At 58.5% G+C, this 25,561-nt stretch carries 25 protein-coding genes; 9 read left to right on the forward strand and 16 right to left on the reverse strand.

From position 1 onward, the window contains the following. Positions 1-170: 170 nt before the first annotated feature. From A0U92_RS13335 to A0U92_RS13360, 6 genes are all read right to left on the reverse strand, one after another. Positions 171-638, reverse strand: a complete 468-nt coding sequence (locus A0U92_RS13335) for a molybdenum cofactor biosynthesis protein MoaE (protein ID WP_077813627.1) — start codon at positions 636-638, stop codon at positions 171-173. 6 nt (positions 639-644) lie between these two features. Further along, the gene (moaD, locus tag A0U92_RS13340) at positions 645-908 is read right to left on the reverse strand and encodes a molybdopterin converting factor subunit 1 (protein WP_077813628.1); all 264 of its coding nucleotides are present in this window, start codon (positions 906-908) and stop codon (positions 645-647) included. A gap of 132 nt (positions 909-1,040) precedes the next feature. Beyond that, on the reverse strand, positions 1,041-1,685 hold the full coding sequence (locus tag A0U92_RS13345; protein ID WP_077813629.1) for a hypothetical protein: 645 nt from the start codon (positions 1,683-1,685) through the stop codon (positions 1,041-1,043). A gap of 145 nt (positions 1,686-1,830) precedes the next feature. After that, positions 1,831-2,427 carry a CDP-diacylglycerol--glycerol-3-phosphate 3-phosphatidyltransferase gene (gene pgsA, locus A0U92_RS13350; protein WP_077814460.1) on the reverse strand — a complete coding sequence of 199 codons (597 nt, stop codon included), beginning with the start codon at positions 2,425-2,427 and terminating at the stop codon, positions 1,831-1,833. 206 nt (positions 2,428-2,633) lie between these two features. Beyond that, positions 2,634-4,553 (reverse strand): excinuclease ABC subunit UvrC, encoded by a 1,920-nt coding sequence (gene uvrC, locus A0U92_RS13355; protein ID WP_077813630.1) that lies wholly within the window; start codon positions 4,551-4,553, stop codon positions 2,634-2,636. Positions 4,554-4,847: 294 nt separating this feature from the next. Beyond that, the gene (locus tag A0U92_RS13360) at positions 4,848-5,921 is read right to left on the reverse strand and encodes a dipeptidase (RefSeq protein WP_187668771.1); all 1,074 of its coding nucleotides are present in this window, start codon (positions 5,919-5,921) and stop codon (positions 4,848-4,850) included. A 149-nt stretch (positions 5,922-6,070) separates the two neighbouring features. On the opposite strand from A0U92_RS13360, the gene A0U92_RS13365 reads away from it, so the two are divergent. After that, on the forward strand, positions 6,071-6,865 hold the full coding sequence (locus A0U92_RS13365) for an exodeoxyribonuclease III (protein WP_077814462.1): 795 nt from the start codon (positions 6,071-6,073) through the stop codon (positions 6,863-6,865). A 216-nt stretch (positions 6,866-7,081) separates the two neighbouring features. Here A0U92_RS13365 and A0U92_RS13370 read toward each other — a convergent pair whose 3' ends face one another. Further along, positions 7,082-7,657 (reverse strand): TetR/AcrR family transcriptional regulator, encoded by a 576-nt coding sequence (locus A0U92_RS13370; protein WP_077813631.1) that lies wholly within the window; start codon positions 7,655-7,657, stop codon positions 7,082-7,084. A gap of 155 nt (positions 7,658-7,812) precedes the next feature. Here A0U92_RS13370 and A0U92_RS13375 point away from each other — a divergent pair, with 155 nt between their 5' ends. Then, positions 7,813-8,985 (forward strand): lipase family protein, encoded by a 1,173-nt coding sequence (locus tag A0U92_RS13375; RefSeq protein WP_475638756.1) that lies wholly within the window; start codon positions 7,813-7,815, stop codon positions 8,983-8,985. A gap of 154 nt (positions 8,986-9,139) precedes the next feature. Then, a complete protein-coding gene (locus tag A0U92_RS13380; RefSeq protein WP_077813633.1) occupies positions 9,140-9,610 on the forward strand; it encodes a hypothetical protein in 471 nt (156 codons plus the stop codon). A gap of 110 nt (positions 9,611-9,720) precedes the next feature. Here the strand turns inward: A0U92_RS13380 and A0U92_RS13385 are convergent, their stop codons facing one another. Then, entirely contained in the window at positions 9,721-10,437 is a 717-nt protein-coding gene (locus tag A0U92_RS13385; RefSeq protein WP_077813634.1) for a response regulator transcription factor, read from the reverse strand. Positions 10,438-10,743: 306 nt separating this feature from the next. Here A0U92_RS13385 and A0U92_RS13390 point away from each other — a divergent pair, with 306 nt between their 5' ends. After that, on the forward strand, positions 10,744-11,280 hold the full coding sequence (locus tag A0U92_RS13390) for a L,D-transpeptidase family protein (protein ID WP_077814463.1): 537 nt from the start codon (positions 10,744-10,746) through the stop codon (positions 11,278-11,280). Here the strand turns inward: A0U92_RS13390 and A0U92_RS13395 are convergent. Further along, positions 11,258-13,093 (reverse strand): cation:proton antiporter, encoded by a 1,836-nt coding sequence (locus A0U92_RS13395; protein WP_077813635.1) that lies wholly within the window; start codon positions 13,091-13,093, stop codon positions 11,258-11,260. The genes A0U92_RS13390 and A0U92_RS13395 overlap by 23 nt on opposite strands. A 229-nt stretch (positions 13,094-13,322) precedes the next feature. Here A0U92_RS13395 and A0U92_RS13400 point away from each other — a divergent pair, with 229 nt between their 5' ends. Beyond that, positions 13,323-13,613, forward strand: a complete 291-nt coding sequence (locus tag A0U92_RS13400; RefSeq protein WP_077813636.1) for a putative quinol monooxygenase — start codon at positions 13,323-13,325, stop codon at positions 13,611-13,613. Between the two features lie 195 nt (positions 13,614-13,808). On the opposite strand, the gene A0U92_RS13405 is transcribed toward A0U92_RS13400, so the two are convergent. The 3 genes from A0U92_RS13405 to A0U92_RS13415 form a co-directional block, all read right to left on the reverse strand. Then, complete coding sequence (locus A0U92_RS13405; RefSeq protein WP_236748147.1) at positions 13,809-14,078, reverse strand: hypothetical protein; 270 nt, start codon at positions 14,076-14,078, stop codon at positions 13,809-13,811. 10 nt (positions 14,079-14,088) lie between these two features. Further along, complete coding sequence (locus tag A0U92_RS13410; protein ID WP_077813638.1) at positions 14,089-14,724, reverse strand: D-sedoheptulose 7-phosphate isomerase; 636 nt, start codon at positions 14,722-14,724, stop codon at positions 14,089-14,091. 199 nt (positions 14,725-14,923) lie between these two features. After that, positions 14,924-17,011, reverse strand: a complete 2,088-nt coding sequence (locus tag A0U92_RS13415) for a glycosyltransferase family 2 protein (RefSeq protein ID WP_077813639.1) — start codon at positions 17,009-17,011, stop codon at positions 14,924-14,926. A gap of 89 nt (positions 17,012-17,100) precedes the next feature. Between A0U92_RS13415 and A0U92_RS13420 the strand changes: the two genes are divergently transcribed. Beyond that, positions 17,101-18,576, forward strand: a complete 1,476-nt coding sequence (locus tag A0U92_RS13420; protein ID WP_077813640.1) for a glycosyltransferase family 4 protein — start codon at positions 17,101-17,103, stop codon at positions 18,574-18,576. After that, positions 18,576-19,958, forward strand: coding sequence for a glycosyltransferase family 4 protein (locus A0U92_RS13425; protein WP_077813641.1), 1,383 nt, complete (start codon positions 18,576-18,578; stop codon positions 19,956-19,958). Before A0U92_RS13420 ends, A0U92_RS13425 begins: the two co-directional genes overlap by 1 nt. A gap of 55 nt (positions 19,959-20,013) precedes the next feature. Here A0U92_RS13425 and A0U92_RS13430 read toward each other — a convergent pair whose 3' ends face one another. After that, positions 20,014-21,003: an adenosine kinase gene (locus A0U92_RS13430; RefSeq protein ID WP_077813642.1), complete on the reverse strand. Its 990-nt coding sequence runs from the start codon at positions 21,001-21,003 to the stop codon at positions 20,014-20,016. 264 nt (positions 21,004-21,267) lie between these two features. Here A0U92_RS13430 and A0U92_RS13440 point away from each other — a divergent pair, with 264 nt between their 5' ends. Continuing rightward, positions 21,268-22,023, forward strand: coding sequence for a bactofilin family protein (locus A0U92_RS13440; protein WP_236748148.1), 756 nt, complete (start codon positions 21,268-21,270; stop codon positions 22,021-22,023). A gap of 203 nt (positions 22,024-22,226) precedes the next feature. On the opposite strand, the gene A0U92_RS13445 is transcribed toward A0U92_RS13440, so the two are convergent. Next, positions 22,227-22,952, reverse strand: a complete 726-nt coding sequence (locus tag A0U92_RS13445) for a GcrA family cell cycle regulator (protein WP_077814464.1) — start codon at positions 22,950-22,952, stop codon at positions 22,227-22,229. Between the two features lie 187 nt (positions 22,953-23,139). Continuing rightward, positions 23,140-24,342 (reverse strand): ribonuclease D, encoded by a 1,203-nt coding sequence (gene rnd, locus A0U92_RS13450; protein ID WP_077813644.1) that lies wholly within the window; start codon positions 24,340-24,342, stop codon positions 23,140-23,142. 102 nt (positions 24,343-24,444) lie between these two features. On the opposite strand from rnd, the gene queF reads away from it, so the two are divergent. Continuing rightward, positions 24,445-24,915, forward strand: a complete 471-nt coding sequence (gene queF, locus A0U92_RS13455) for a preQ(1) synthase (protein WP_077813645.1) — start codon at positions 24,445-24,447, stop codon at positions 24,913-24,915. A 223-nt stretch (positions 24,916-25,138) separates the two neighbouring features. Here queF and atpC read toward each other — a convergent pair whose 3' ends face one another. Next, positions 25,139-25,546 (reverse strand): ATP synthase F1 subunit epsilon, encoded by a 408-nt coding sequence (gene atpC, locus A0U92_RS13460; RefSeq protein ID WP_077813646.1) that lies wholly within the window; start codon positions 25,544-25,546, stop codon positions 25,139-25,141. Positions 25,547-25,561: the final 15 nt, after the last annotated feature.

Consider the following 25,561-nt stretch of genomic DNA (forward strand, 5'->3'; position numbering starts at 1 on the left):
ATCAAACTTCATATGGCATCTCAATGCGAAGACTCTGAACGAGACATTTCCGGCAGGCTGTTGGGCGCAAAGTTGTTTTTCCCGATATTTTCCCAAACAGTTTCAGAAAATATCGTCTTTGAAAAAGCCCTCAAAAATTCCGTTATTTTTTATATAACGGTTATCGCGCTTTACCACCCAGCGGCAGCAGCTTCATCTTCCTGTCGACTTTCAACCCAGACCCGCCGGCCATCAGAAAACTCTTCGGCTTTCCAGAACGGCGCGCCTGTTTTCAGACGGTCAATCAGAAAGCGCGTCGCATCCAGTGCCTCGCCACGATGCGCAGCTGCGGCCAGCACAAGAACGATGGGCTCTCCGACAGCAAGACGGCCAACACGATGAATGATCGTGCATCCGATCAGGCTGAAACGCAGCAACGCTTCCTCGGCCAGAACCGCCAGACTTTGCTCGCACATGCCGGGATAGTGCTCCAGCTCAAGAGCGACCAGCCCGTCGCCGCCCCGCACCACGCCCAGAAAAGAACCCAAACCGCCAATTCCGGGGCCGAGAGCCAGCAGTCGTGAGGTTTCCGCCCCCATGTCGAACAGTGAAGACTGTACCACGATACGAATTCTACTGGTGTTTTCCTGTCTGGACATAAGACGTCACCCTCCGGTCATGGGAGGGAAAAAGGCAATCTCATCGCCATTCTGGATGGGGGTCGAAAGGTCTCCAATGACCTTGTTTACAGCCACACGCACGCGGGAAGACTGAGAAAAAACTGCTTCAAAAGCGGCATCCTCCTGACGTCGCATCGTCAGGAAATCTTTTACCGTCAGAACATCCGGAGCAAGAGCCACCGCTTCGCTGCTTCGCCCGACCTGCTCACGCAAGGCGGCGAAATAGAGCACTGTCACGGTATCATTCATGCCGAATCCCTGTTCTGACTGCCTGACATATTCCGGAAACCCGGACTGACGTTCAGCCGTCAGGCAGCAACAGACGCCATCTTATCCGATCTTTACGCCAGAACGTAATGGGGCTGGCGTAAAGAACCCTGATCAGTGTCCGGATGCAGGATCAGTCGAAAGCAGAGGCGCAACGGGGACAACGATATCCTTCTCGCCCTTTGCAGGAGAGGAAGCCTCACTCTTCACGGCATCCTTCGCGCCGTGTGCGGCAGTGTCATGATGCGCAGTCTCATGATGCAGGGAAGACGTCTTCACCGTCCGGATTGAACCGTCCGGATTGATGAGTGTCGTCGTGCCGTCACCGTTTGGAATCTCGATGGTGGAACTGGCCGACTTCCCACCACCGTATTTGGACGCGACATCCGGTTCTACGCTGGGAAGAGCCGCGGACTTGCCTGCACCCGAGAAAGAATCCTGAAAGTCTTCGCCGATGGAGAGTTTGCCCCCATCCGGAAGATCGCCACCAACACCACCCGCGGTCTGGGCGTCATGGTCGGATGCGACATCCGAAAGAGAAGGCAACGGTTTCGGCGCGCCTGGCCAGATATTCCCGGCTTCCGGGAGAAGCGGCGTCTCGGTCGTGGCATAGCCACGGACACGCCGCAACGTCTCCGATTCTCCATGAGGCTCGTTAGGGTTGGCGCCCGGGAGTGTCGCCGTATCGGTAAGCCATTTGTCAAAGCCGGAACAACCGCTCAACACCAGTAATGACGCTACAAGAGCGGCTTTCCGCATAAGTACTTCCTCGTCCAGATGGTCCGCGTAGTGCGGTCTTTGATACAAGCGTGACAGCCACAGGTAAATTCCAGCTTACCTGAAACTCATGTTCTTTCACATTCTCACATCATGAGAGTGATGAAGCGTGGCGAACAGGTCACGCTCAGACCGTCGTTTTTTCCGCCCCCCCGGCTTTTTCCACATGCCGCAATCCGGCAACCAGATAATCCCATCCCGTCATCAACGTGAGGACAGCCGCAACCCACAGCATTACCGATCCCATGAGGCTCACCGGCAACCAGGGCATGTGCAGCAGGACGCCTGTGCTGTCACCGGCCAGAAGAAACCCGATAGCCGTCATCTGGAAACCGGTTTTCCACTTGGCCAGACGCGTGACGGGCAGGCTGATGCGCGTGCCGGCCAGATATTCCCGCAAACCACTGACCAGAATCTCACGACACAGAATCACTATGGCAGGCCAGAGCGCGCCATAGGTCAGTTTCCCCAGCCCCGCCAGCACCATCAGGGACGCGCCGACCAGCAGCTTGTCGGCAATCGGGTCCAGCATACGTCCGAGATCCGACTGCATCTGACGTGACCGGGCCAGATGGCCGTCAAAATAATCCGTCACCGCCGCCGCAATGAATAGCAGACACGCGCCCGCAGCCGCTTCCGCACGATTCAGCGCCACAAGCGCGACCAGAACCGGGATGGCGACGATCCGCGACAGCGTCAGAAGATTCGGCAGATCCGTTATCATGAGGACCACGTTACTCCACTTTGTCGCGAACAGGAACGGGACAGAGCTGAACATCTGCCTTTTTTATCAGGAAGAAAGCCTCCCCGGCACCAGAGTTCCCTGACTTTGAAAACCTGTATGGGCCAAGGAAACCCCTCCACTCCCGGCCCTCGCCACTCTCCCTCCATGAGACAAACCGGAGTAAGGAGCAAAAGCGCGCGTTCCCGTCAGGCCGGTGTCCAGTCGGGATGGAAATGACCATAGATGGCGCGGGCCGTCTCGCGATTCACGCCGGACACCGCCTCCAGCTCCGCCAGTCCCGCCTGGCTGACTCCCCGCGCCGACCCGAAGTGATTCAGCAAGGCCCGTTTGCGGGTCGGCCCGATACCCTGAATTTCATCCAGCTCCGACTTCACAAACGCCCTGGATCGGCCGGCACGGTGCGTGGTGATGGCGAACCTGTGCGCCTCATCACGCAGCCGCTGGAGGTAGTAGAGCACCGGATCGCGCGGTTCGAGCTGGAAAGGCGGCGCGTCAAGCGTGTGGAACCATTCCCGGCCGGCGTTGCGGTCCGGCCCCTTGGCGATCGACACCAGCTTCACATCCCGGACGCCCAGAGTATCCAGAACACCCTGCACGGCGGAAAGCTGGCCCGCACCACCATCGATCAACAGCACATCCGGCCAGTCGGCGGACTTCTCCCGCCCCTGCTCCGCTGCTTCCTTCAGTGCGCGGCCGAAGCGACGTTCCAGAACCTCGCGCATCATGCCGAAATCATCGCCCGGCGTGATGCCGCTTTTGATGCTGTATTTCCGGTAGGATCGCCGGTCGAAGCCCTCCGGGCCGCCCACGATCATCACGCCATAGGGGTTCGTCCCCATGATGTGGCTGTTATCATAAACCTCGATCCGGCTGGGCGGCTCAGCGAGGTCAAACACCTTCGCCACCCCATCCAGCAGCTTCGCCTGTCCGGCGCTCTCGGCCAGCTTGCGTTCCAGCGCCTCGCGGGCGTTGGTTTCGGCGTGTTCCACCACCTCCCGACGCTCTCCACGCTGAGGTCGCAGGATCTCGACCTTGTGGCCGCGCTTGATCCCCAGCGCCTCGCTCAGCAGCGGAGCTTCCTCCAGCTCGCGATTCACGAGCAGCAGGGCTGGCGGAGGTTTGTCGTCATAGAACTGCGTCAGGAAAGCCGCGAGGATGTCGGCGTCCGTCTCGTCCTTCGTATGGGCGGGATAGAAAGCCCGGTTGCCATTGTTCCGGCCGCCACGAATGAAGAATACCTGAATGCAGGCCTGCCCCGCCGTCTGCCAGACCGCGATGACATCGGCGTCGCGGATGCCGGACGGATTGACGACCGTCGAGTCCTGCATGCTGGCCAGCGCCCTGATGCGATCACGCAGGATCGCTGCCCGCTCGTAATCCAGCGTCTCCGCCGCCTGCTCCATTTCCTGCGCGAACTGCGCTTTCAACGCAGCGCCTTCGCCCGCAAGAAACTCCTTCGCCTGCGTGACAAGATGGCCATAATCCTCCTGGCTGATCCGGTCGACGCACGGCGCCGAGCACCGCTTGATCTGGAACAGCAGGCAGGGCCGCGTACGGGATGAAAACACGGAGTCCGAGCAGGTCCGCAGCTGAAACACCCGCTGCAGGATGTTGATCGTCTGGGTGACGGCCCATGCCGAGGCGAACGGTCCCCAGTAACTCGCACCCTTGTCCATCTTGCCGCGATGTTTGGCGAGTTGAGGAAACTCATGCTGGCCGGTCAGCATGAGCCATGGATAGCTCTTGTCGTCGCGCAGAAGGATGTTGAAGCGCGGCTTCATGCGCTTGATGTAGTTGGCCTCAAGCAGAAGCGCCTCGGCCTCCGTATGGGTCGTGACGATCTCCATGGACGCCGTCTCGGACACCATCCGGCGCAGCCGTTCAGGCAGGCGGGCAATCTGCGTATAGGAGGTCACGCGCTTCTTCAGCGCCCGCGCCTTGCCGACGTAGAGCACTTCGCCCTTCGTATTGATCATCCGGTAGACGCCGGGCGACAGCGGCATGGTCTTCAGAGCGGTCTGGATGACCTCCACACCGGTCAGTGACGGCGCAACTGCTGGTGACTCCGGTATTTTCGCAGCCGCCCCAAGGGTTTCCTCTGTCATGGGATATTCATCCACCGAACATGTGGATAACTTTGTGGAAGGAAAGATGACAGATTGATGCACCCCCCGGTCTTCCGCCTCGAACCTTGGATTGCATATTTTTTAATCAAAGCACTTAACTTGCTGTTTTTATTTATTTTTATCACCTGAACACTTTTCCCGCAGGGTCGAATCGACAAAAGTGAATAGAAATACAGGGAGTCAATCCCGGAGGTGGACAAAATCGGCGATCCCATTCTGATCGCCGTGTCACGCAGCGGTCCCGGTTTGTTCACAGAGGCGAATCCACCCCTGTCACACCCCTTTTTCAGCGGCTTCCTCACCCTTGCGAAGAAGCCGTCGGAAGTTGCCTCCCCAGAACGCCTGGATCTCGCTGCGATCGTATCCACGACGCATCAGTTCCGCTGTCAACGCGGGCGACGCCGCTGCGTTTTCCCATCCTTCAAGCTGGCCGCCACCGTCGAAATCCGACGAAATCCCGACATACTCGACCCCCAGCCGTTTCACGACGTAATCGAGATGATCCATGTAGTCCGCCACCGTCGCCCGACGACCGCCCAGCTCCGCACGGGGACGGAGAAATCCCCCGATCGCGGTGATCTGGATCAGGCCGCCGCCGGCCTTCAGCGCGTCAAGCTGCACATCGTCCAGATTGCGTGGGTGATCGCACAGGGCCTTCACGCAGGCATGGGTCGCCACCACCGGCACCGAGGACACCTCGACCGCCTGCAACATCGTCTCGCGACCAGTGTGGGAGACATCCACCAGCATGCCGAGCCGGTTCATTTCGGCAATGGCCTCCCGCCCAAGCGCGGACAGGCCGCCATGCATCGCCACCGGGTCACCCAGCGTCCGGTTCGGCTGACCGGAATCGCCCAGCGCGTTGTGCCCGTTGTGGGTCAGCGTGACATAGCGCGCCCCGAGCGCCCTGAACTTCGCCAGCATGCCGATGTCGTCGCCCATGCCGTAACCGTTTTCCACACCCGGCACGACCGCCAGCGCTCCGTCACGCCACGCGGCTTCGATTTCATCCACCGTCGGGCAGACGCGGGCAGTGATGCCGTTGCGCGCACCCTGCATCCGGTTGATCGCCTCCAGCATGGCGATGGTCTGCGCCTGTGCGGCTTTATGTCCTTCCGCGTCCAGCTTGCCCTGCGGCAGATAGGCGACGAAGCAGCCTGCCGAGAGATGCCCGCGCTGCATCTTGGGAAAATCGACAAAGCGATCCGGCGTATCGAGAAACGCGTCGTCACGGTCCGGCCACGGAATATCGATATGGCTGTCGAGCGTGAGCAGCGAGTGATGGAGGGCGAGCACCGCCTCGGTAATCGGTGCGGGAGCGGCCTGATGGCTGGAATTGGATGTCATGACTGAGAAATCGGGTCCGTATCGGGAGTTTGCAAGAGTGCGCCCGTCTGCGGGGCCGTCCCTACTGTGCCCTGCGAGACACAGCGCTGACCAGACCCGACAGAATCCCCCTTGCCTCGGCGTGTCATTTGGGCGATCCACCACGCCCCATGCGTATCGTGACCTGGAATATCAACTCGCTTCGCCTCCGTCTGCCGCTGCTTGCGGAGCTGGACAGGCAACTGCGCCCTGACGTGATCTGCCTTCAGGAAACCAAGGTTCCGGACGAACTGTTCCCGACCGAGGCGCTGACCGAACTGGGCTATACTCATCAGGTCCGTCGCGGCATGAAGAGCTATAACGGCGTGGCGATTCTCTCCCGTCATCCGCTGTCGCCGGTTCCGGATGCGCCCGACTGGTGTGAGCGCGGCGATTGCCGTCACGCGGCGGCCAGCGTTGCTGGCGAGCATGGGCCGGTCGAAATCCACAATTTCTATGTGCCAGCAGGCGGCGACATTCCGGATGTCGAGGAAAACCCGAAATTCGCCCACAAGCTGGCTTTCGTAGATCAGGTGACCGAGTGGTTCCAGACCCATCACCGCAAGCGCACGGTGATTGTCGGTGATCTGAACATCGCCCCGCTTGAGCATGACGTCTGGAGCCACAAGCAGCTTCTCAAGATCGTCAGCCATACCCCGCCGGAGACGACCCGCCTCAATGCCTGGCTCGACACAGGCTTCGTCGATGCGATGCGCCACTTCGTGCCACCGACCGAAAAACTCTACACATGGTGGTCCTATCGCAACCGCGACTGGAACGCTTCCAATCGTGGCCGACGGCTGGACCATATCTGGGTAACGCCGGATCTGAAGGATGCTCTCCACGGCATGCAGGTCATCCGGGAGGCACGGGACTGGACCTCGCCTTCAGACCATGTGCCGGTAATGCTGGATCTGGGAGCTTAACCCGCGTTCGACCGTCCCCAGGTCCGGAAAATCCGCTCCACCTGCTGGTTGAAACGCTGCATCTCTTCTGCTGGGCCGATCGTGACACGGGAGATGTTCGGCCATCCTCACCACCTTCCTGAAACGTTTTCTCCTGTCCGATCCTGAGGATGTTGTAGAGGCCATACCCTCAGCTCACGATCAATATAAGGGACTGCAAAACGACAGATCCGTTTCTTACCGCAAGGCATCTTCGAGAAGATCCTCCAGTGACAATCCTTCTCCTCGACTGGTCAACAGCGCATCCAGCAATCCGTCGATTGCCAGCACGGCAAGCCCATGCACCTTACCCCACAGGGCCGCACGGGTTCCCGCCTCTGTCTGCTGTGGCTGTCGTTCCGCAAGCTCATCAATCAACTGTGTGAACATACGGGATGTGCGGTCTGACGACGCGACCAGAGCAGGGTCGGCGCGGTCAATCACATCGCTTCGGAACATGAGGGTGAACAGCCCGGGATTGCCAATGGCAAAGCGCACATAGACAAGTCCGGTGGCATGCGTTCCTTCCGCAAGAGCCGGCTCAAGAGCGGCGGCAAGTTCTTCATACCCAACCGTTGCAAGGGCGCTCAGAAGCCCCGTCAGATTACCGAAATGCGGTGTGGCGGCGGCAGATGAAACCCCGGCCCGTCTCGTAATCGCCCGCAGTCCGAGAGCAGCAACACCCTGCTCTTCCAGAAGCTTACGGGCCGACCGCAGAAGCGCGGCGCGCAGATCTCCGTGATGATAGTTTTTCTTCACTTTCTGCGGTTCCATCTGAACCGTGCCTCCATAGCCATCCGGTCCGCCACACTCCTTGACAAAAAAACCACGGAAGAATCTTATCAATGATAAGTTAAATTTTCAATGCGTAGTCAGTGCTGTGACATTTTCAGAAAGGACACCTCATGTTTTTTCGTGGTTACCCTCGTATGGCGGCCAGCCTTTCTGGAGGCATCTGCCTTGCGGCCCTGGCATTCAATGCTTACGCAGAGGCGCCTTCTTCCCAGTCCAGACCCGGCGTTCTCTCCGCGTCTGAAACACTGCCCGCCGCCTACAGTCTGCCTGACGCGGGAAAATCCCTCCGGATCACCTATCTTTCCACCAATGGCGTGACGGGCAAAGGACTTGTTCCCGTGACAGAGGAAGTCATCCTGCCAGCCGGTCACCCTCCGGAAGGAGGGTGGCCTATCGTCGCCTGGGCACATGGAACCGTGGGAGTAGCTGACCGCTGTGCGCCCTCTGACAACCCCTACTCCGAACGCAACCGTCACTATCTCTCCGAATGGATGAAGCGGGGTTTTGCTGTGGTGGGAACCGATTATCAGGGTCTGGGGACACCCGGCACACATCCCTATCTCAATACTCGTGTCGAGGCTTACAGCGTTCTGGATGGAGTGCGTGCTGCCCTCGCAGGTGTCCCGGGTCTACAGAATAAAATCATGCTCGTGGGACAATCACAGGGTGGTGGCGCTGCTTTTGCGGCAGCCGCTTTCGCGCCGACCTACGCTCCTGATCTGAATATCCGTGGCACTGTCGCCACAGGCGCCCCCTATATTACAGCCGAACTGCTTCAGAAAATGACGACGGCTCCCGCGTCGGCGCAGGCGAACACAGGGTATGATCCGGTAATGGTCTACACCCTGTATCTCGCGCAGGGTCTGTCCGGGTACGATCCGGCCTTCCGACCTGAAAGCGCCTTCACCGCCAAAGCCATGCCAGCCTATCGCGCGGCGGCCGATCTCTGCGTCCATGAGTTGATGGACAAGGTGAAGAAAGACGGGCTCAACTTCAGCAACACCCTGAAGCCCGACTTCTCGAAGGCGCTGGCGCCCGCCCTGATCGCAATGAAATATCCGACCCTCAAGCTTTCCCGGCCCCTGTTCATGGGAACGGGGGAACTGGATCGGGATGTTCCGCCACCCCTTCAGTTTGGTCTGGTCAAGGCTGCCTGCGCTGCTGGAACAACTGTTCAGGCACATGTCTACAAGGGCCTGAATCACGATCAGACGGTCAATGCGTCACTTGCAGATTCAGCTATTTTCACGAAAGCCGTGATGGCAGACCAGCCGGTCGCCTCTGATTGCACGTTGCAACCGAAATAAAGATATTGCCTGCTCCCTCCAGAACTCAGGAGGGAGCATTGTCTTAATTTATATACATCACTTTAAGGCAGATAAATTACTTGAGTAGGAAAACAAAAGATGAGACAAATCTTGAGAGCTTAGCATTCCAAAAATACAAAAGGATTTACGAAGCATGCCAGATGCTGAATCCAATGCCGCGACCTACCTCACTTTAGACGGGAAAGTGTTTATCGCCCCCCAGTTTGCCATCGCATACGATAAAGAGCTGAAAAACGGAGGAAGTTGCCCGGACTTTGTAGCGCTCGACTTGCCTAAAAAAGAAATTATTATTGTGGAGGTATCAGAAGCCTCAAGCATTACAAGTTTAATAAAGAAAATTACAGAACGCAAAAACAGATGGTATATTCCTGCAATTGAAATATTACAAAAAAATAAAATCATAGACGAATCATGGCATCCCCCTCGTTTTCTAGGCATCATTCGAGAAGAAATTCTCGTGAAAACGCGAAATAAATTCCAGGACGATGCAGACGTAGCATTTATTTCTGTAGAAGATACTGCATTCCCTTGGAAATACTGGAATCAGCGTATGGAAAAAGGTATCGCCAACAAAGAAAATCAAGAAACTATTTTCAATCAGTAGCGATATGTACCACTATCTTATCAAGACAATCGATCCAAAATAAAACTCTCAAAAACCCTGTGCCACTTTAAAAAAAATCCGCTCTCTCCAGAGGAAAGAGCGGATTTTCATCAGACGGCTGAAATGCCGCCTTCCGGGTCAAGGCGGTAACCACCGCCTTCCGTAATCAGCAGCGTCGCGTTGGAAGGATCGGGTTCGATTTTCTGGCGCAGACGATAGATATGTGTCTCAAGCGTGTGCGTCGTCACGGCGGCATTGTAGCCCCAGACTTCATTCAGCAGAACCTGACGTGGCACGGGACGCGTACCGGCGCGATAGAGAAACTTCAGAATCGCCGCTTCTTTTTCAGTCAGACGGATACGCTTGTTGCGGATCGTCTCGACCAGCAGCTTGGCGGAGGGACGGAAGGTGTAGGGGCCGACAGTGAAGACCGCGTCTTCGCTGTTTTCAAAGATGCGGAGCTGGGCGCGCAGACGGGCCAGCAGTTCCGCGATACGGAACGGTTTCGCGACATAGTCGTTCGCACCGGCATCCAGACCACGGACGATATCGGCTTCGTCATCCGACCCGGTCAACATGATGATCGGCATCCGCAAGCCTGCCCGACGCAGCTCGACGCAGAAGTCACGACCATCGCCATCCGGAAGCGTCACATCAAGAATAATGGCGTCGAAGCGGGCATCCGGGGCTCTGAGAGCCTCCCATGCAGCCGCAACGGAATCGGCTTCCACAGCCTGAAACTCACCCTCGACCTGAAGCTGCTCAACCAGCATCTGTCGCAGCGTCTGGTCATCATCAACGATCAGGATTGGACGTGCGCCCGACATTCACTACCTCTTCTTTTTGCGGGCTCAGTAAGCGCCCTTGACCATTACAGCAAGAGGCAACCGAATCACTCCCCCCTCCGGCGGGAGAGAATGTCGAGCCTCCGCTTCACGGCGTCGTGACAGACTGGCATGAAACAGAGGATAACGCCAATTCCACTCTGCCCTCATTCCGATATAAGCACGGACCGATAGAAAATATGGGCCTTCTGTCGGAAAACCGGCCCCTCCATGACGCTGCTCCGGCTTCACCGCAACACATGGCCTTTCACAAGCCCGTCAGCTTCACCTGAAACCGGACCCATTGTCATGATACATGCGACACTCATTCCTGAAAGCGGCTGCACTGCACAACTGCATTGCGCAAACCGGATTTTCCCGGCTGTCATCGGCGCTGCGGGCGTCACCCACCACAAGGAAGAAGGCGATCACGCCACCCCCATCGGCACCTTCCCGCTGCGGAAGCTGTTCTACCGCGCCGACCGTATTTCCCGCCCGTTAGTCGGGCCGGTCCATACGGACGGCTCACGCCTGCTGCTTGAGCCGATCACCCGGCAGGACGGATGGTGTGATGACGTGTCACATGCCGATTACAACCGGCAGATCACGCTGCCTCATCCAGCTCGTCACGAAGAATTGTGGCGCGAGGATCATGTCTACGACATCATCGGCGTGCTGGGTTATAATGACGAGCCGCCCGAAGCAGGGCGTGGTTCAGCAATCTTTCTGCATCTCCAGTCGCCGGACAGAGCCCCCACGGAAGGCTGCATCGCCCTGACTGAAGCCGATCTTCGGGAAGCCCTCGCAATGGGCCTTGCCTCGATTACGGTTGAACCCCTGTCGTAACCGGCGGAACAGTGGGTGTGGGCGGAACCAGCGCGATGATCACTTCGTCGGCAGTCGGCGGGGCGGCCTGCCTCTCTTCGGCGGAATGAATCGAAATCCCGCCGCCCGGCCGGAGGGTCAGGAAATCGAGGCGATCTTTAGCATGTCGTGAGAGTTCCGCTTCGGTTTCAGGCGTGACCGGCAACGCCGCGAAACGCCATCCATCCTGATAGAGTGTATCCAGAAGCGTGAAATTCCACTCCGGCTCTCCCAGCAGCTTGCCGCGCGCATCCCGACTGAGACCACGATATTCATCAAGTTTCTTGAGGCCCGGACTCACCTGATAGACACGCGCCCGTCCGAAATGCGGTGCGAGATGGGCGCAGACCATGCCGTTATAGATGGCGTCCGGAGTGGCCGCGATCAGATAGTCCGCAGGCAGCTCCTCCAGACTCTCCGCGCCGGCGTCCGACAGCATCTCGGCGTGCAACACCGGAATGCCCGCCCGTTTCGCCGGGACCAGTCCCCGCGCCGCCGTATCGACCATGGTCACCGGCGTTCCGGCTTTGACCACGACCTCAGCCAGATTGCGCGTCCAGGGATTAGCCCCGACAATCGCCAGCGCGGGCACATTCGAGAGAGTCAGTTTCAGCTTTCGCGCCAGCGGTCGCAGCGAAAATCCATGCAGCAGCATGGTCGCCGCAATGAGCGCGAACACAGCGGGCATGACGAATTCTGAACTGGCGAAACCCGCCTCGCTCAGCCGAATTCCGGACACGCCAGCCACGGCCGCCGCGACAATACCGCGTGGTGCGATCCAGCCGACAAAAATCCGCTCGCTCCAGCTCAGGCCGCTCCGCAGCGTCGCCAGATAGATGCCCAGCGGCCTGATGACGAAGATCATCGCAAGGGTCAGCCCGAAGATGGACCAGGACAGACGGGCCAGCACGACGCGATGAAGATCGGCGGTCAGCAGAATGAACAGGAGCGAGACGATCAGGACGACCATGCTCTCCTTCATCCGCTGCAACTCGCCCAATCCCGGCACACGCATGTTGGCCAGCGCCATGCCGAAGACCGTCGCCGCCATGAGACCCGCCCCGTCCATGAACAGGGTGCCCAGCCCGTAGACTGCCAGCGCCAGTGTGAGCAGCAGCGGCATCTTGAGCGTCTCGGGCATCATATCCCGGACAAAGAGCTGCTTGACGCTCCAGCCACCACCGATACCCAGCCCGATCGCCACGACCATGCTGATCAGGAGATGCGGCATCATCTCGGTGAAATAGACCGACGTGCCTTCATTCGGCTTCATCAGCAGAATTTCCAGCACGAGCGTCGCGAGGATCGCCCCTACCGGATCGTTGACGATGGCTTCCCAACGCAGAAAGGCGGCGATACGCGGTTTCAGCTTGGCCTGACGGAGCAGCGGCAACACGACCGTCGGGCCGGTCACCACGACAATGGACCCGAAGAGGCAGGCAGGCCCCCATGCCAGACCGCCGACATAATGCGCGGCGGCGGAACCCAGAATCCAGTTGATGGGCAACGCCACCAGGGTAAGCCTGATCACCCCTTCACCGGCTACGCTGAGTTGTCGGAAATCCAGCGCAAGACCACCTTCAAACACGATCAGCGCCACGGCGAGCGAGACGACAGGGTGAAACAGCGGACCGATCAGCGTCGAGGGATGAAGGATATCGAGCCCCGGTCCCAGCACCAGTCCCAGCACAAAAAGCAGCACGATGGCGGGAAGATGGAATCGCCAGGCAATCCACTGCGCGGCCATGCCGCCGCAGAAAACAAGGAAGATCAGGAAGGCCGCATCCTGAGTCATGCAGGGAACCCTGTAAACGTATCTGCCATTTTCTCTCCCATGCCGTGGAAACCACGCCGCCGGCGCCCTGTGCCGCGTTCAATGCTGATATGAAACAGCTTATACACGACAGGACGTGATCGCCCCATAGAGGGGCGGCTCTTGGCGAACATTCTGTTTGCGTTCACACTCGGCCTCATACGCCGTCGGTCCCCGACTGGCTCTCCATGCAGCATCAGGGAATTGTTGAATGTCTCAGATCGAAGTTGTAGCCATCGTGAAGGTCAAGGCGGGCAAGGAAGCGGAAGCTGCCGAAGCCATGAAGGCCTGCGTGGCACCCTCACGGGCTGAAAGCACCAACCATGCCTACACACCGCATCGTGATCTCGATGCACCCGACACGATGATTTTCATCGAACGCTGGGACAGCCGCGAGGCGTTGCAGGCCCACATGGAAACGCCGCATTTCAAAAAAATGGCCGCCATCCTGGAACCGCTTCTGGCCGCTCCGCTGGCGGTCCATATTCTCCAGCCTCTCTGAAAGACCGCGCGGGAAAATCTGATTCCCGCGCCTGCCGTGAATCGACCGGATGATCCTGAACGCCGCCTTTCTCACAAGGGCGGCGTCCCTGAAGCTTTGTGAAAAAAGCTTCACCAGACACGTCTCCATAACTTACAGGGAGCGCCACAAGCAGCCGTTTGAAATCCTCGCCTGTCAGTTTTCCAGAGCCGCCCTTTACAGCCGTCCGCGTTGCCGCAATCGTCCGAGCAGCTTTCTTGCCGCCAGCAGCATCACAGGACCGATCCGGCCAAAACGCGCCTCCGCGAGCTGTTTTTCCAGAGCGAGCACACGACTTTCCAGCGCCCGAATATGCCGGTCATCGGCCTGACGCTTCTCCAGCAACTCCAGTAAACGCCGTTCCAGAAACGCCTGTTCCTCCGCCGGATCGACCAATGGAGCAGCAGAAATCGCTCCGGACTGACGCCTGCCTTCGCCCGTCACCACCGTTTTCTGCTCACACCCCGACCGGACGTGGACACAGAGCCCGTTCGACCAGTCCGCAGACAATATGCGCGGCGGTGATGTGAAGCTGCTGGATTACCGGCGTCCAGTTGGCTGGCACCGCGAGCGTGACGTCACAATGCGCGCCCTGCACACCGGCATGTCCCGTGAACGCCGCCGTCACCAGACCGATTTCACGCGCAGCCTCGAAAGCCCGCAGGATATTGGGAGAACGCCCTGAGGTGGTGATACCGAGAAAGACATCCCCCGCCCGTCCCAGCGCCATGACCTGACGCGAGAAAATATCCGCAAACCCGTAATCATTGCCGATGGCGGTGATGCCGGACGTGTCAGTCGTCAGCGCGACCGCGCTCAGCGGGCGGCGGTCATACATCAGCCGCGCCGTGAACTCTCCGGCGATATGCTGCGCATCGGCGGCGCTGCCACCGTTACCGGCAATCAGCAACCGACCGCCTTTTTCCAGTGCCGCGACAATCCGGGCACCCATGTCCAGCATGACAGCCTGAGACGCTTCATCCTGCGCGAAAGCCGCCATTGCATCGGCTGACTGACGCAGATAGTCGGTCATGAACCCTTTGTCGGCCCCGACTGTTTCCGCTGCGTCGTCCATGGCTACCCTCTCAAGCATCACCCGTTATCCTCAACTGACCATAGCGCGAGACTAAGACAAGGACATGTCTAAACCGTTTCCGCACCAATGCCGTCTTTTCTTCTGACGGGACAGGTCTTGGCACATTCTGCTCCAGCAGACTCATTCAACCCGATAAAGATGGCACAAAAACAAGTCTCTAAACCTCCTCCTGCCGCGACGACGGCTCACTGCCTGTTCATTGCCCCAGAAGGCCAGATCGCCCGTCATCGCATGCCCATGGCCCACACGAAAAACGCAGAAGCAGCGCATCATCCGTCACCCGCAGTGATGGATTGAGCGCCGGATCACGCGACATCCTGCCGGACCAGCGAGCGACGAGCCGCGCCGTCTCCAGCCAGTAGCTCAGGATCTGCACCGGGGTCGCATCCCGTCCCCGCGTGCCCCCATCCACATGCGTCAGGCTCGCATGGGGCGTCCATACCACCCGCCAACCCGCCGCTCCGGCACGCAGACACAGATCAATATCGTTGCAGGATACAGCGAAAGACTCGTCGACACCGCCGATCCGGTCGAAGACCTCCCTGCGAATCATCAGGCACGCCCCTGTGACAGCACTCATATCCCGCTGGCAGACCAGCGCGTTCAGGTAGCCGGACTCCTGTGCTTTCGCGCCGCGCAGCAGATGCGTAGCGCCATCCCGCGACAGCATCACCCCGGCATGCTGCACCGTTCCATCCGGATAAAGCAGTCGCGCCCCCACAACCCCCACACCCGGACGCAGGGTCTGCCGCACCATTTCGTCCAGCCAGTCCGGGTGCAGAATACGCACATCATCATTGAGCAGAAGCAGTCTATCGCCCCGACTGTGCGCCACAGCCTGATTATTCAGGCGCGCCCAGTTGAACGCCCCCTCCTGCCGGAGAATGGTCACGACCGGGTGACGGGACAGATCTTCCAGAAGCGCCCGCATGTCCGGGCGGATGCTGCCGTTATCCACCACAATGACTTCGAAATGCGGATAGTCCGTTTCCTCAAGAAGACCACGCAGACAGGTTTGCAGAAAATCAGGCCGGTCCCTTGTAGGAATGATGATCGACACAAGCGGAAGCGCTGGAGGAAGCGGATAACAGACCCGGACAGGCTGCGGACTGCCTGCTTCGACCGGCGTCAGGGCCGCTTCTGTCAGAGTGACATCCGGCCTGTGACGCGCGAGGTGTTTTTCCGCCAGACGACGAAACAGTGATTGCGGAGAAGCTTCACGAGAACAGTTCCTGAAACGATGGAACAGGACGGCTGGCAGATGAACAATCTGCTCCGCCTTTCCGCCCTCCACGACTGCAAGCTTCAGCGCATAGAGCCATCCCTCGGGGGGCGGAGACGGATCAGCCGCATCAAGTTCCTCGACAACGTCCAGCACACGTTGCCGGGAAAAGACGCAGAGCTGCCCGAGCGTATCCCCGGTCAGCAACTGGTCATCACTCCATCCCGGCTTCAGACAGGCTCCGACATGGTTACCCACCCGATCAATCCTGTCCTCATCCGTGAAAAGCAGGACAGTCTCGGGCTTCGCCTCCAGCACCGGGGCAATACGGGCAAAAGCATCTTTTGCCAGTCGATCTCCCGGCTCAACAAACGCCAGATAAGGAGCCTGTCCTTCAAGTGGCGTCATGGCGCGTCGGACGTGCTTCAGGCCTAGATGAGGAAGCAGATGTTCAAATATCTTGCGGGAGGCGGCAATATGCAGAGTCCAGACTGCCTCTTCCTGCTCGCATAACGAACGAAGGGTGAGTTGCGCCGCCTCAACATCACCTTCCCCGACAGTCATATAAACATCGAAAAAGATATCGCTTCGACAGGACTTCTTCAGTCCGCGCTCCGTCTCTCCCTGCAACACGGACACAAACCACAGCGCATAGGCCCGGTCATCATCAGGAGGAGCGCCCTGCGGATAACACAACTGAAACGGCATCATCCCGGCACGATTTTCAGGAAGCAGGGTAGCGGCCACCAGATCGGCACAGGCACGTCGCCTCAGATCGACACGACGCAAAACAGAGCCGCCTGCCCTGTCGCCATCCAGCCGACAGAACTCGCCTGATTTAACCACGATCCGCGCCAGACAGCGCAACGAGGTCATCGTCACTTCACCTGTCCTGCGATCCACCGCGCGGGGAACAAGTCGCCTGATCTCACGCTGATCGGGCAGACGTTTCAACCCGACACGAAACATGACGCCTATGGCGAGCACGGCCTCGTGGAGCTGCCGCGCCGTGAGAACTGCTGCGCGATCGCGAAATGTCTCAAAATATCGTTTTTGTATCAAATATATTTTCAATCTCCTGTCAGGTTGACGGACACCTTTCCAGTGGTGATGGATGCCTTTCGCCCCGCGATGCAACAGACCTGAGCCTTATGATACGATCCTCTCCTCAATGCACGATCCGGGTCGATGTTGAAGATCTCTTCCAGTATGCGATGGCGAATCCCAGACCAAGCGGAATCCAGCGCGTCGTCTACGAAATCCTGAGCGTTCTGGTCGTGCGCGCAGCCCGGCGCCCCCAGTCGCCCCGCATCCTGTTTGTGCGCCGTGGCCGCAACGATGAGCCTTTTGCTGAAGTCACATGGTCCGAGATCACCGCTCTGTTCAGCACGCTCTCCGGCGCCCACCAGACGACCGAAAGACATAACGTCAGCCGCCGCACCGGGCAGGCTCTTCTTCATCAAACGCGTTTCGGGGAGAGTATCCGCAGAGCGCTGATTACAAAATTTCAGTCCATGCCGGAAGATATAGGAAAACCTCTTCTGGCGTCCGGCATCGCGCAAATCCGTGTCTTCCGTTTGCTGCGACAATTCTTCAAACCCTCACGTCCGACGCAGGTCTCACCACACGCTCCACCCGTTTCCGAAATCTCCGAAAACATTACAGCCGAATGCCCTGAAAAGACGGTTATCTCCGGACAGAAAGACATCTTTCTGATTCTCGGCGCAGCATGGTGCGACCCGCTGTTCAGCGAACGTCTCCGTCATGCAAGGGAACGCTATGATGTCCAGCCCGTTCTGCTGCTCCACGACCTGATCCCGTTCCGGCGTCCCGAATGGTGCGACCCTTCTCTCGTCAGGCACTTTCAGCACTGGCTGAGGACCACACTCCCGCACTGCTCCCGACTTCTCGCTGTCAGCCGGGCCACGGCGCGAGACGTGGCGCATTACGTCACAGACCATGAACTGCAACTGTCGGCACCCGTCCAGGTGATGCCCATGGGCTCCGGTTTCCGAATCATGCAGACAGAACCAGAAGTGGCTCCGGCCGGACTCCCTGCCCCCGGCACCTATGTCCTGTTCGTTTCAACGCTGGAAGTCCGCAAGAACCATGCCTTCCTGCTGCGGGTCTGGCGGCGTCTCCTCAGTGACGGAAACCCGGCGGATGTCCCCACTCTGGTTTTCGCCGGGCGTGTCGGCTGGCTGGTGCGTGACCTGATGCAGCAGCTCGATAACAGTGACTGGCTGAACGGCAAGATCAGACTGATTGCTGATCCGACAGATACAGAACTGAAACATCTTTATCAGGGATGTCTGTTTACCGTTTTTCCATCCCTGTTCGAAGGGTGGGGACTTCCTGTATCGGAAAGTCTGATGATGGGGGTTCCCTGCCTTGCATCCAGCGCCACGTCCGTGCCGGAAGCGGGCGGACGATTCACCCGTTATTTTGATCCTGAAAACGTCAGTGACGCAGTGGAGAGCATTCGGGATATTCTCTCCGACCGGGAAAAACTCCTGAACTGGAAACACGAGATCAGAACCCATTTCACAGCCACGTCATGGAGAGACTCTGCCGATACGCTGCTGGACGCCTGCCTTGAAACGTCCACTCAGGAGGCCGGACCATAATGCCCGTGCTCTGGGTCGATGTGACCGATCTCCTGCATTATCTTGGTCAGCACAACAGGCCGAGCGGCATTCAGCGCGTGGTTTCTGAACTCGGGCGCGCACTTGTGGAATGCGCCCCTGAACACATAAGATTCGTACGTCGCTTTGCAGGTCCGTATGATTTCGAAACCGTAAGCTGGCTTGATATAAAAAGTCTTTTTTCCACAACCGCAGAAAAACCCGTTCCACGGGAACAGACCCGGACCTCGCTTCCATCACCCCACGATCCTGGGCCATTCACTCCTCCACAAGGACGACTTGCTCTCCTCAAAGCATCCGCCGACATGCAGGCCGCGACTTTCCGGCATCTGAACCGGCTGACCGGCAGTCTGGCTGGGCGAATCAGGAGAGCCGTTCGTCACAGATCCCGACACCATCATGCTTCTTTCCTGCATACGGATTCCGGCGCCCTGCTGTCAGAACTGGCCCGTCCCGGCGATATATTTCTGGTTCCCGGCTCCCCCTGGGATTTTTCAGATTACGCCCGGACAGTGCGCTGGTTACGCGACAGTCGTAGAATGACGTTCGGACTGCTCATTCATGACATGTTCCCGATTTTCAATCCGGAATGGTGTGATCGCGGCGTGATCGCGAGTTTCACGGCCTGGCACAGGACGGTGCTGCCTCTGGCGGACCATGTTTTCACAACCAGCACCGCAACAGCGCGGGATGTTCAGAACCATGCGCGGCAGGAACGGATTTCCCTGATATCGGAACCGGTGCGCATCGGCGTGGGCACGACACTGCATAACAGCGTTCCCGGATTGCGCCGTCCCGAGACTCTTCCGCCTCCCGGCACTTACGTTCTGTTCGTCTCCACGCTGGAAGCCCGCAAGAATCATATCCAGATGGTACGGGTATGGCGTCGGCTTCTGGAAGAGCGCGGGTCCGCCAATGTACCTACGCTGGTCTTCGCCGGACGCGTGGGCTGGCTTGTGTCGGATCTCATGCAGCAACTGGAGGCCATGCAATGGCTGGGCGGAAAAATACGCCATATTGCCAGCCCCACAGATACTGAACTGGCGTTTCTCCATGAAGGCTGCCTGTTCACCGTGTTTCCCTCTCTCGCCGAAGGATGGGGGCTCCCGGTCTCGGAAAGCCTTGCGTCCGGAAAACCCTGCCTTGCGTCAAACTCAACGGCCATACCGGAAGCCGGAGGGTTACTGACGCGCTATTTCGACCCGGAGAATGCCAACGATATTTTCAGGGTAGTTTCTGAAACCCTGGATCATCCGCAGGCGCTGACCGAGTGGGGAGAGCGCATTCGCAGGACATACCGTCCCCCACAATGGCGGGACTGCGCACGGCGTATTCTGGACCAGACCGGCTGTCAGCAATCCTGAGCACCGGCCGCCGGAGAATTTATCCAGAACGCGAAACCCTCCGGCAGACCGGGTTTCAGAAACCAGCGTCTTTCCATGGGTTGGAAAGCGGGCGGGCGCCATAATGGGAAATCACTTCAGAAGCCGACAGGGAAGCCAGTCGTCCACACTCTTCAAGCGAGCGGTTCGAGGTCAGGCCCGTCAGGAATCCCGCTGCATACGCATCACCCGCGCCGGTCGTATCGATAACCTGCGTCGGAACGGGTGCGACATTCACTCTCTGACCACCACGGATCACCACACTTCCCTGCTCTGAGCGTGTCAGCGCCGCAAAGCTTGTATCTTCCGCAACATGCCGGGCCGCGGTTTCAAATCTGTCTGTCTGGTAGAGAGCGCAGATTTCATTTTCGTTGGCGAAGAGAATATCGACATGGCCTTTGACCAGATCGAGAAAGGCGTCACGGTGGCGACCGACGCAGAACGGATCTGAAAGGGAAAGCGAAACCTGACGTCCGGCATTATGCGCCAGTGTCGCTGCCCGACGGAAGGCTTCCTGCGCATGCGGAGGATCGAAGAGATAGCCCTCAAGATAGACGATCGACGATGCTGCAATGACATCAAGCAACACGTCTTCCGGTGAAAACTGTGTGCAGGCTCCGAGATACGTGCACATCGTGCGCTGGCCATCCGGCGTGATCAGCACGATGCAACTGGCTGTGGCCAGATTGGCTCCGAGCCGTCCATCAAGGGGTTTGGATGGGAAAGTAACTCCGCAGCCACGCATATCTTCAGCAAACGCCTGTCCGGCCGTATCGCCTGACACCTTCCCAAGGTAGGCCACGCGGGCGCCGAGCTGGGCTGCGGTCACGCAGGTATTGGCGGCTGATCCGCCACCTGTCTCACATTCAACCTGCACCGCCGCCCGGAGAGTCTTTACCCTATCCTCATCAATGAGCGTCATGCTCCCGGCTACAAGTCCCTGAGCGCTGAGGAAATCGAAACTCACCTTTGCCAGCACATCCGTGATGGCGTTTCCTATGCCGCAAAGATCGTAAAGGATGGTCATGAACTCGTCCCGCTGACTGAAAAGCTGGCTTTCTCTAGCCTTAATGCGCGGGCGCAGTCCATGCCTCCGAAGCACCCTCTTTTCCGCTGCCTATCCAAAGATAACCATTCGATCGCCATTTTCTGGGATATTTACGCAACGAACTCCCTTGTCGCGCCGTCTCTTATGCGTATAACCGTGAAGGACCGCCGACATGGTTACAGACTTCCATCCCGAAGCTGGCGATGTTGGCAGCTATCCGGTCGCCCTGCGGCCCATACACGAGTGACGGGGTTTTTCTTGCTATTCAAGAGACACAAACCTGACGCCTCCAAGACCCAGCCAAACGGGTCGGCCGCACCTGCGACCGGTAGTAATGCCGGCGTCTCCCGGTCGCCTGTTTCTGGTTCTTCCGAAAGCAAACCTGCAAAAGCAGATGCAGCCGGACCTGGCGCCATCTTTTCGCCCACACCAGCAGACGAGCCGGACAGGGCGCCAACCAGCGCAGCTGGTTCTTCCTCACCTTCGAAGGATTCAACATCTATGGGTCGTGCTCCCTTTCCTCCCACGTCTGGAACTCCGGGCTCATCCCCAGCCGGTGGCCCTACCCCGCCGAGCGCACCCCTTGCAGGCGGACAGGGCATTGTCCCGGGCCAGCGCCCTTCAGCAGTCAATGCTCCGCGTGATGACCGCCGCACACTCGTTGTCGGCCGTGGCATCAGCGTTCAGGGTTCTGTGCAGGATGCAGAGCGCCTTGTGGTTGAAGGCACCGTCGAGTCCAGCATGATCAACGCCAAGGAGCTGTCAGTTGCTCCGGGTGGTCTGTTCCGTGGCGGCGTCGAAGTGGAAGACGCGGAAATCGCAGGCACAGTTGACGGCACCCTGACCGTCCGCGGTCATCTGACGGTTGCATCGACCGGCCGACTGCTCGGCAAGGCGACCTGCAAGCGTCTGCGCGTTGAAGATGGTGGTCAGATCACCGGTCAGCTCGAAATGCTCTCCGATAAGGACGCAGCAATCAAGACCGACAAACCCGCCTGATCAGATCGCTCAGAAAAGCACAGGTTCCGACCTGTGCTTCTGACCAGAAAAAACCCGCCATACGGCGGGTTTTTTTGTTTCCATTCCCTGGACTCCGCCTGTCGCAAAGGCAGGCTATCGGTCCATCTTCTCTTCACTGGGAGTGCAGGAGTGAGAGCACATAAACGCCCTTCCCACCCCACAGAGAAATTCCTGCACCCAGATCAGGCTACGCTGTCGCGACGATCCCGCAGCTTGACGTAAGCCAGAGCGGCATGTTCCGCACAATAGGGTTTGCCCGGCAACGGAGTCGCACCACAGAAGTGGAAACCCGGCGTTCCCGGATCACCCAGCGGCCAGCAGCAGGTAGCGCTGCGACGACGCGGTTCCATCACAGCAGCCAGACGCTGGGCAGCCGGACGTGCAGCCGAAGAGGCTTTTTTCTCGGCCGGAGCTTTTTCTACAACCGGCTCTTCCTCAACTGCTTTGACGACGGCCGGGACTGTGACTTTCGCATGCGTCTCGACCGGCTTTTCCTTGACGGCGATGTCCGCCAGCTTTGCAGCCGCATGTTCCGTTTTTGCAGCGCTGACCACTTCCGGCTTTTCGACAGGCTTCACCAGAAAGGACGCAGACGTACCGGCACTGGCATCGGCTGTCGCGATGGCGGCAGGCTCAGGAGCCGCGACACCCTCGACAGTGTTACCGGTCTTGGCAGAACGGCGAGGCGATGCGGCTCTGGCCTGCTCGCCAGCTTCTCCCGCTTTCTTTGTGGTCGTCTTTCCGTCCTGCCTTCGAATCGGGGACGGGCGTGCAGGAAGCCCCAGACGGTGAGCCTTGCCCACCACCGCGTTCTTTGTAATTCCGAGTTGCCGCCCGATCTCAGCCGTTGACAGTCCTTCCTGCCATAAAGCCTTGAGACGAGTGATTGTCTCGTCTGTCCATTCCATGACACGCCTCTCCCATTCTCGGACGACCGCACCCGGTTCCGAGTTTTGAACGAAAATATGATTTTCGCCACACATACTCAAGCAACACTCGTCAAAAGACCGCAGCGAGTCTTGATCCCTATGCGGTCTTTGTAACGCCGCTGTTCCGAAGCCTTTTCACCCGTTCAGGTATTCCATCCGAGCGGGATCAGCCCTGCTCATCCGCCCGGATCAGACGAAGCCGTCCGGCACTCACGCCCAGAGACAGATGTCCCTCACACAGCGCGAGCGCCTCCTCACCGAAAACGTCACGACGCCAGCCTGTCAGTAGCGGCCCGGTCGGGTCGGGGTCCAGAGCAAAAGCGTCAAGATCCTCGGAACTGGCGACAAGCTTGGGGGCAACATCATGTTTTTCGCATTGATACGCCAGCAATACCTTTAACAATGCCACCAGCGCCGGAGAGGGGCGCGGGCTGTCAGACCCTTTCCCGCTTCGCGCTACCTTGGGCAATTCCGCGTCCGGAAGCCTGCTGGCGTCCCTGACCACATTCAACAGTTCCTGTCCGGCCCTGCCTTCCGCAAATCCCCGGCTGACACCCCTTACACGAGCCAGATCGTCTGTATTTCCCGGCGCGGTCGCCGCGATTTCCAGAAGGCTCTCATCCTTGAGCATACGCTGCCGAGGTATATTCGCGTTCTGGGCTTCTCTTTCCCGCCAGGCCGCAATGGCCCTGAGAATGCCCAGCACTCTCCGGTTACTTGTCCTGGCGCGGAGTTTTTCCCACTGCTTTTCCGGGTCAACCCGCAATCTGTCAGGATCGGCAAGCGCGGCCTGTTCAGCACTGACCCACGCGGCCCTGCCTTCCCGGTCCAGTTGCCTGAGCAGGGATTCATAGACCACACGCAGATAGGTCACATCGGCAGCAGCGTAAGCCAGCTGAGCCGGGGACAGGGGACGGGCTGACCAGTCCGTGAAGCGGTGACTCTTGTCGATTGACGCACCTGTCACAGCCCCGACAAGATTGTCATATCCGACCTGATCCCCATAGCCCGCCACCATCGCCGCAACCTGCGTATCGAACAGGGGCTGTGGCAGGCGGTCAAACAGATGCATGAAAATTTCCAGATCCTGACGGGCTGCGTGAAGAACCTTCACAACAGACTGATCATCGAACAGGGCCGTCAGTGGAGTCAGATCAATATCCGGGGCGACAGCGTCAATCAGGACGACTTCCTTCTCCCCTGCGATCTGCAGCAGACACAGCTCAGGCCAGTACGTCTTTTCCCGCATGAATTCGGTATCGACCGTAACGAACGTCTCGTCTCTGAATCTTTCGACTGTTTCTGCAAGATCAGTCGTGCTCGTAACAAGACGGGGCACCGGAAAGCTGTATCGGAGACTTTTAGCCATGAGCGTTCCATACACAGAGCCGCTGAAAAGAGAAAGTCCGCTTGCTTGACGTCAGCACTTCGCCAGTGACACATCGCCCGAAAGATTGAATGGAGAAAGACCATGACCGCGCAGAATGATGGCCGGGAAACCCTTACCCAACTCGGTCGATCCACACCGATGCCGCAGTCCCCTGAAGAGGCCGAGCTGGAACGTGTCCCGGCGCCTCACAAGGGACGACAGTATGTCGTGCGCTTCACCGCACCCGAATTCACATCCCTCTGCCCTGTCACCGGTCAGCCGGATTTTGCCCATCTGGTAATCGACTACATTCCCCGTGACTGGATTGTCGAAAGCAAGTCCCTGAAGCTGTATCTGACGAGCTTCAGAAATCATGGCGCGTTTCATGAAGACTGTTCTGTGACGATCGCGGAAACACTGGTCAAACGTCTCGATCCGGTCTGGCTGCGGATTGGCGCTTACTGGTATCCCAGAGGTGGAATGCCGATTGATGTCTTCTGGCAGACGGGCCTGCCGCCAGAAGGTGTCTGGATCCCCGCTCAGGACGTTCCTGGCTATCGCGGACGCGGCTGATTGCCCCGTGTCTGAGGCGGTATGAGAGACAATTTCACGGATTTATCCCGGGAGGCCGCTGTCTTTTGGGTTTTGGTTCAGCAGGTCGGGGTTAAAAGGTCCGCTCCTTTGTGATGAGGACGGGATTCTGAAAACATATCTGCACAATATACACACGCCATAAAAAAACCCGGCTCAGAAAACTGAACCGGGTTTTTAGGATAAATGACGTGACGAGGGAGCTTCAGCCACCCACTCCGGCATCGATCTCGGCACGCACGGACTGAATCTTCGACATCAAACCTTCGAGACGTGAAACATCCGACTTGTCTGCGGCTTCCCACGCTTCGGTCAGGGCTTCAAGTCTCGCCGTAGCGGCGTCGACTGAAATTTCCGTCACGGGCACTGCCTGATCCGCAAGGATCGTGCAGCGCGTCTCTGTCATGTCAGCAAAACCGCCACCGACGAAATAATGGTCCGTTGGGGTTTCGCCTTGATAAAGAGTAACGGTGCCGCCACGCAGAAGCAGCATCACGGGTGCATGCTCGGGCATCGCGGCGATATCGCCTTCCTCGCCCGGCATGACGACCATGTCCACGTCGCGGGACACCAGAACCTTCTCCGGGCTGATGATTTCGACCTTGATCGGCATTCTGTTGGTCCCTTC

The sequence above is a fragment of the Acetobacter aceti genome (assembly GCF_002005445.1).
GTDB classification, from domain to species: domain Bacteria; phylum Pseudomonadota; class Alphaproteobacteria; order Acetobacterales; family Acetobacteraceae; genus Acetobacter; species Acetobacter aceti_B.

Bases quoted from the DNA above. Each gene is read 5' to 3' on its own strand.
- A0U92_RS13335 (WP_077813627.1), bottom strand. From the start codon at position 638: ATGTCCAGACAGGAAAACACCAGTAGAATTCGTATCGTGGTACAGTCT.
- moaD (WP_077813628.1), bottom strand. From the start codon at position 908: ATGAATGATACCGTGACAGTGCTCTATTTCGCCGCCTTGCGTGAGCAG.
- A0U92_RS13345 (WP_077813629.1), bottom strand. From the start codon at position 1,685: ATGCGGAAAGCCGCTCTTGTAGCGTCATTACTGGTGTTGAGCGGTTGT.
- pgsA (WP_077814460.1), bottom strand. From the start codon at position 2,427: ATGATAACGGATCTGCCGAATCTTCTGACGCTGTCGCGGATCGTCGCC.
- uvrC (WP_077813630.1), bottom strand. From the start codon at position 4,553: ATGACAGAGGAAACCCTTGGGGCGGCTGCGAAAATACCGGAGTCACCA.
- A0U92_RS13360 (WP_187668771.1), bottom strand. From the start codon at position 5,921: ATGACATCCAATTCCAGCCATCAGGCCGCTCCCGCACCGATTACCGAG.
- A0U92_RS13365 (WP_077814462.1), top strand. From the start codon at position 6,071: ATGCGTATCGTGACCTGGAATATCAACTCGCTTCGCCTCCGTCTGCCG.
- A0U92_RS13370 (WP_077813631.1), bottom strand. From the start codon at position 7,657: ATGGAACCGCAGAAAGTGAAGAAAAACTATCATCACGGAGATCTGCGC.
- A0U92_RS13375 (WP_475638756.1), top strand. From the start codon at position 7,813: ATGGCGGCCAGCCTTTCTGGAGGCATCTGCCTTGCGGCCCTGGCATTC.
- A0U92_RS13380 (WP_077813633.1), top strand. From the start codon at position 9,140: ATGCCAGATGCTGAATCCAATGCCGCGACCTACCTCACTTTAGACGGG.
- A0U92_RS13385 (WP_077813634.1), bottom strand. From the start codon at position 10,437: ATGTCGGGCGCACGTCCAATCCTGATCGTTGATGATGACCAGACGCTG.
- A0U92_RS13390 (WP_077814463.1), top strand. From the start codon at position 10,744: ATGATACATGCGACACTCATTCCTGAAAGCGGCTGCACTGCACAACTG.
- A0U92_RS13395 (WP_077813635.1), bottom strand. From the start codon at position 13,093: ATGACTCAGGATGCGGCCTTCCTGATCTTCCTTGTTTTCTGCGGCGGC.
- A0U92_RS13400 (WP_077813636.1), top strand. From the start codon at position 13,323: ATGTCTCAGATCGAAGTTGTAGCCATCGTGAAGGTCAAGGCGGGCAAG.
- A0U92_RS13410 (WP_077813638.1), bottom strand. From the start codon at position 14,724: ATGCTTGAGAGGGTAGCCATGGACGACGCAGCGGAAACAGTCGGGGCC.
- A0U92_RS13420 (WP_077813640.1), top strand. From the start codon at position 17,101: ATGATACGATCCTCTCCTCAATGCACGATCCGGGTCGATGTTGAAGAT.
- A0U92_RS13425 (WP_077813641.1), top strand. From the start codon at position 18,576: ATGCCCGTGCTCTGGGTCGATGTGACCGATCTCCTGCATTATCTTGGT.
- A0U92_RS13430 (WP_077813642.1), bottom strand. From the start codon at position 21,003: ATGACCATCCTTTACGATCTTTGCGGCATAGGAAACGCCATCACGGAT.
- A0U92_RS13445 (WP_077814464.1), bottom strand. From the start codon at position 22,952: ATGGAATGGACAGACGAGACAATCACTCGTCTCAAGGCTTTATGGCAG.
- rnd (WP_077813644.1), bottom strand. From the start codon at position 24,342: ATGGCTAAAAGTCTCCGATACAGCTTTCCGGTGCCCCGTCTTGTTACG.
- queF (WP_077813645.1), top strand. From the start codon at position 24,445: ATGACCGCGCAGAATGATGGCCGGGAAACCCTTACCCAACTCGGTCGA.
- atpC (WP_077813646.1), bottom strand. From the start codon at position 25,546: ATGCCGATCAAGGTCGAAATCATCAGCCCGGAGAAGGTTCTGGTGTCC.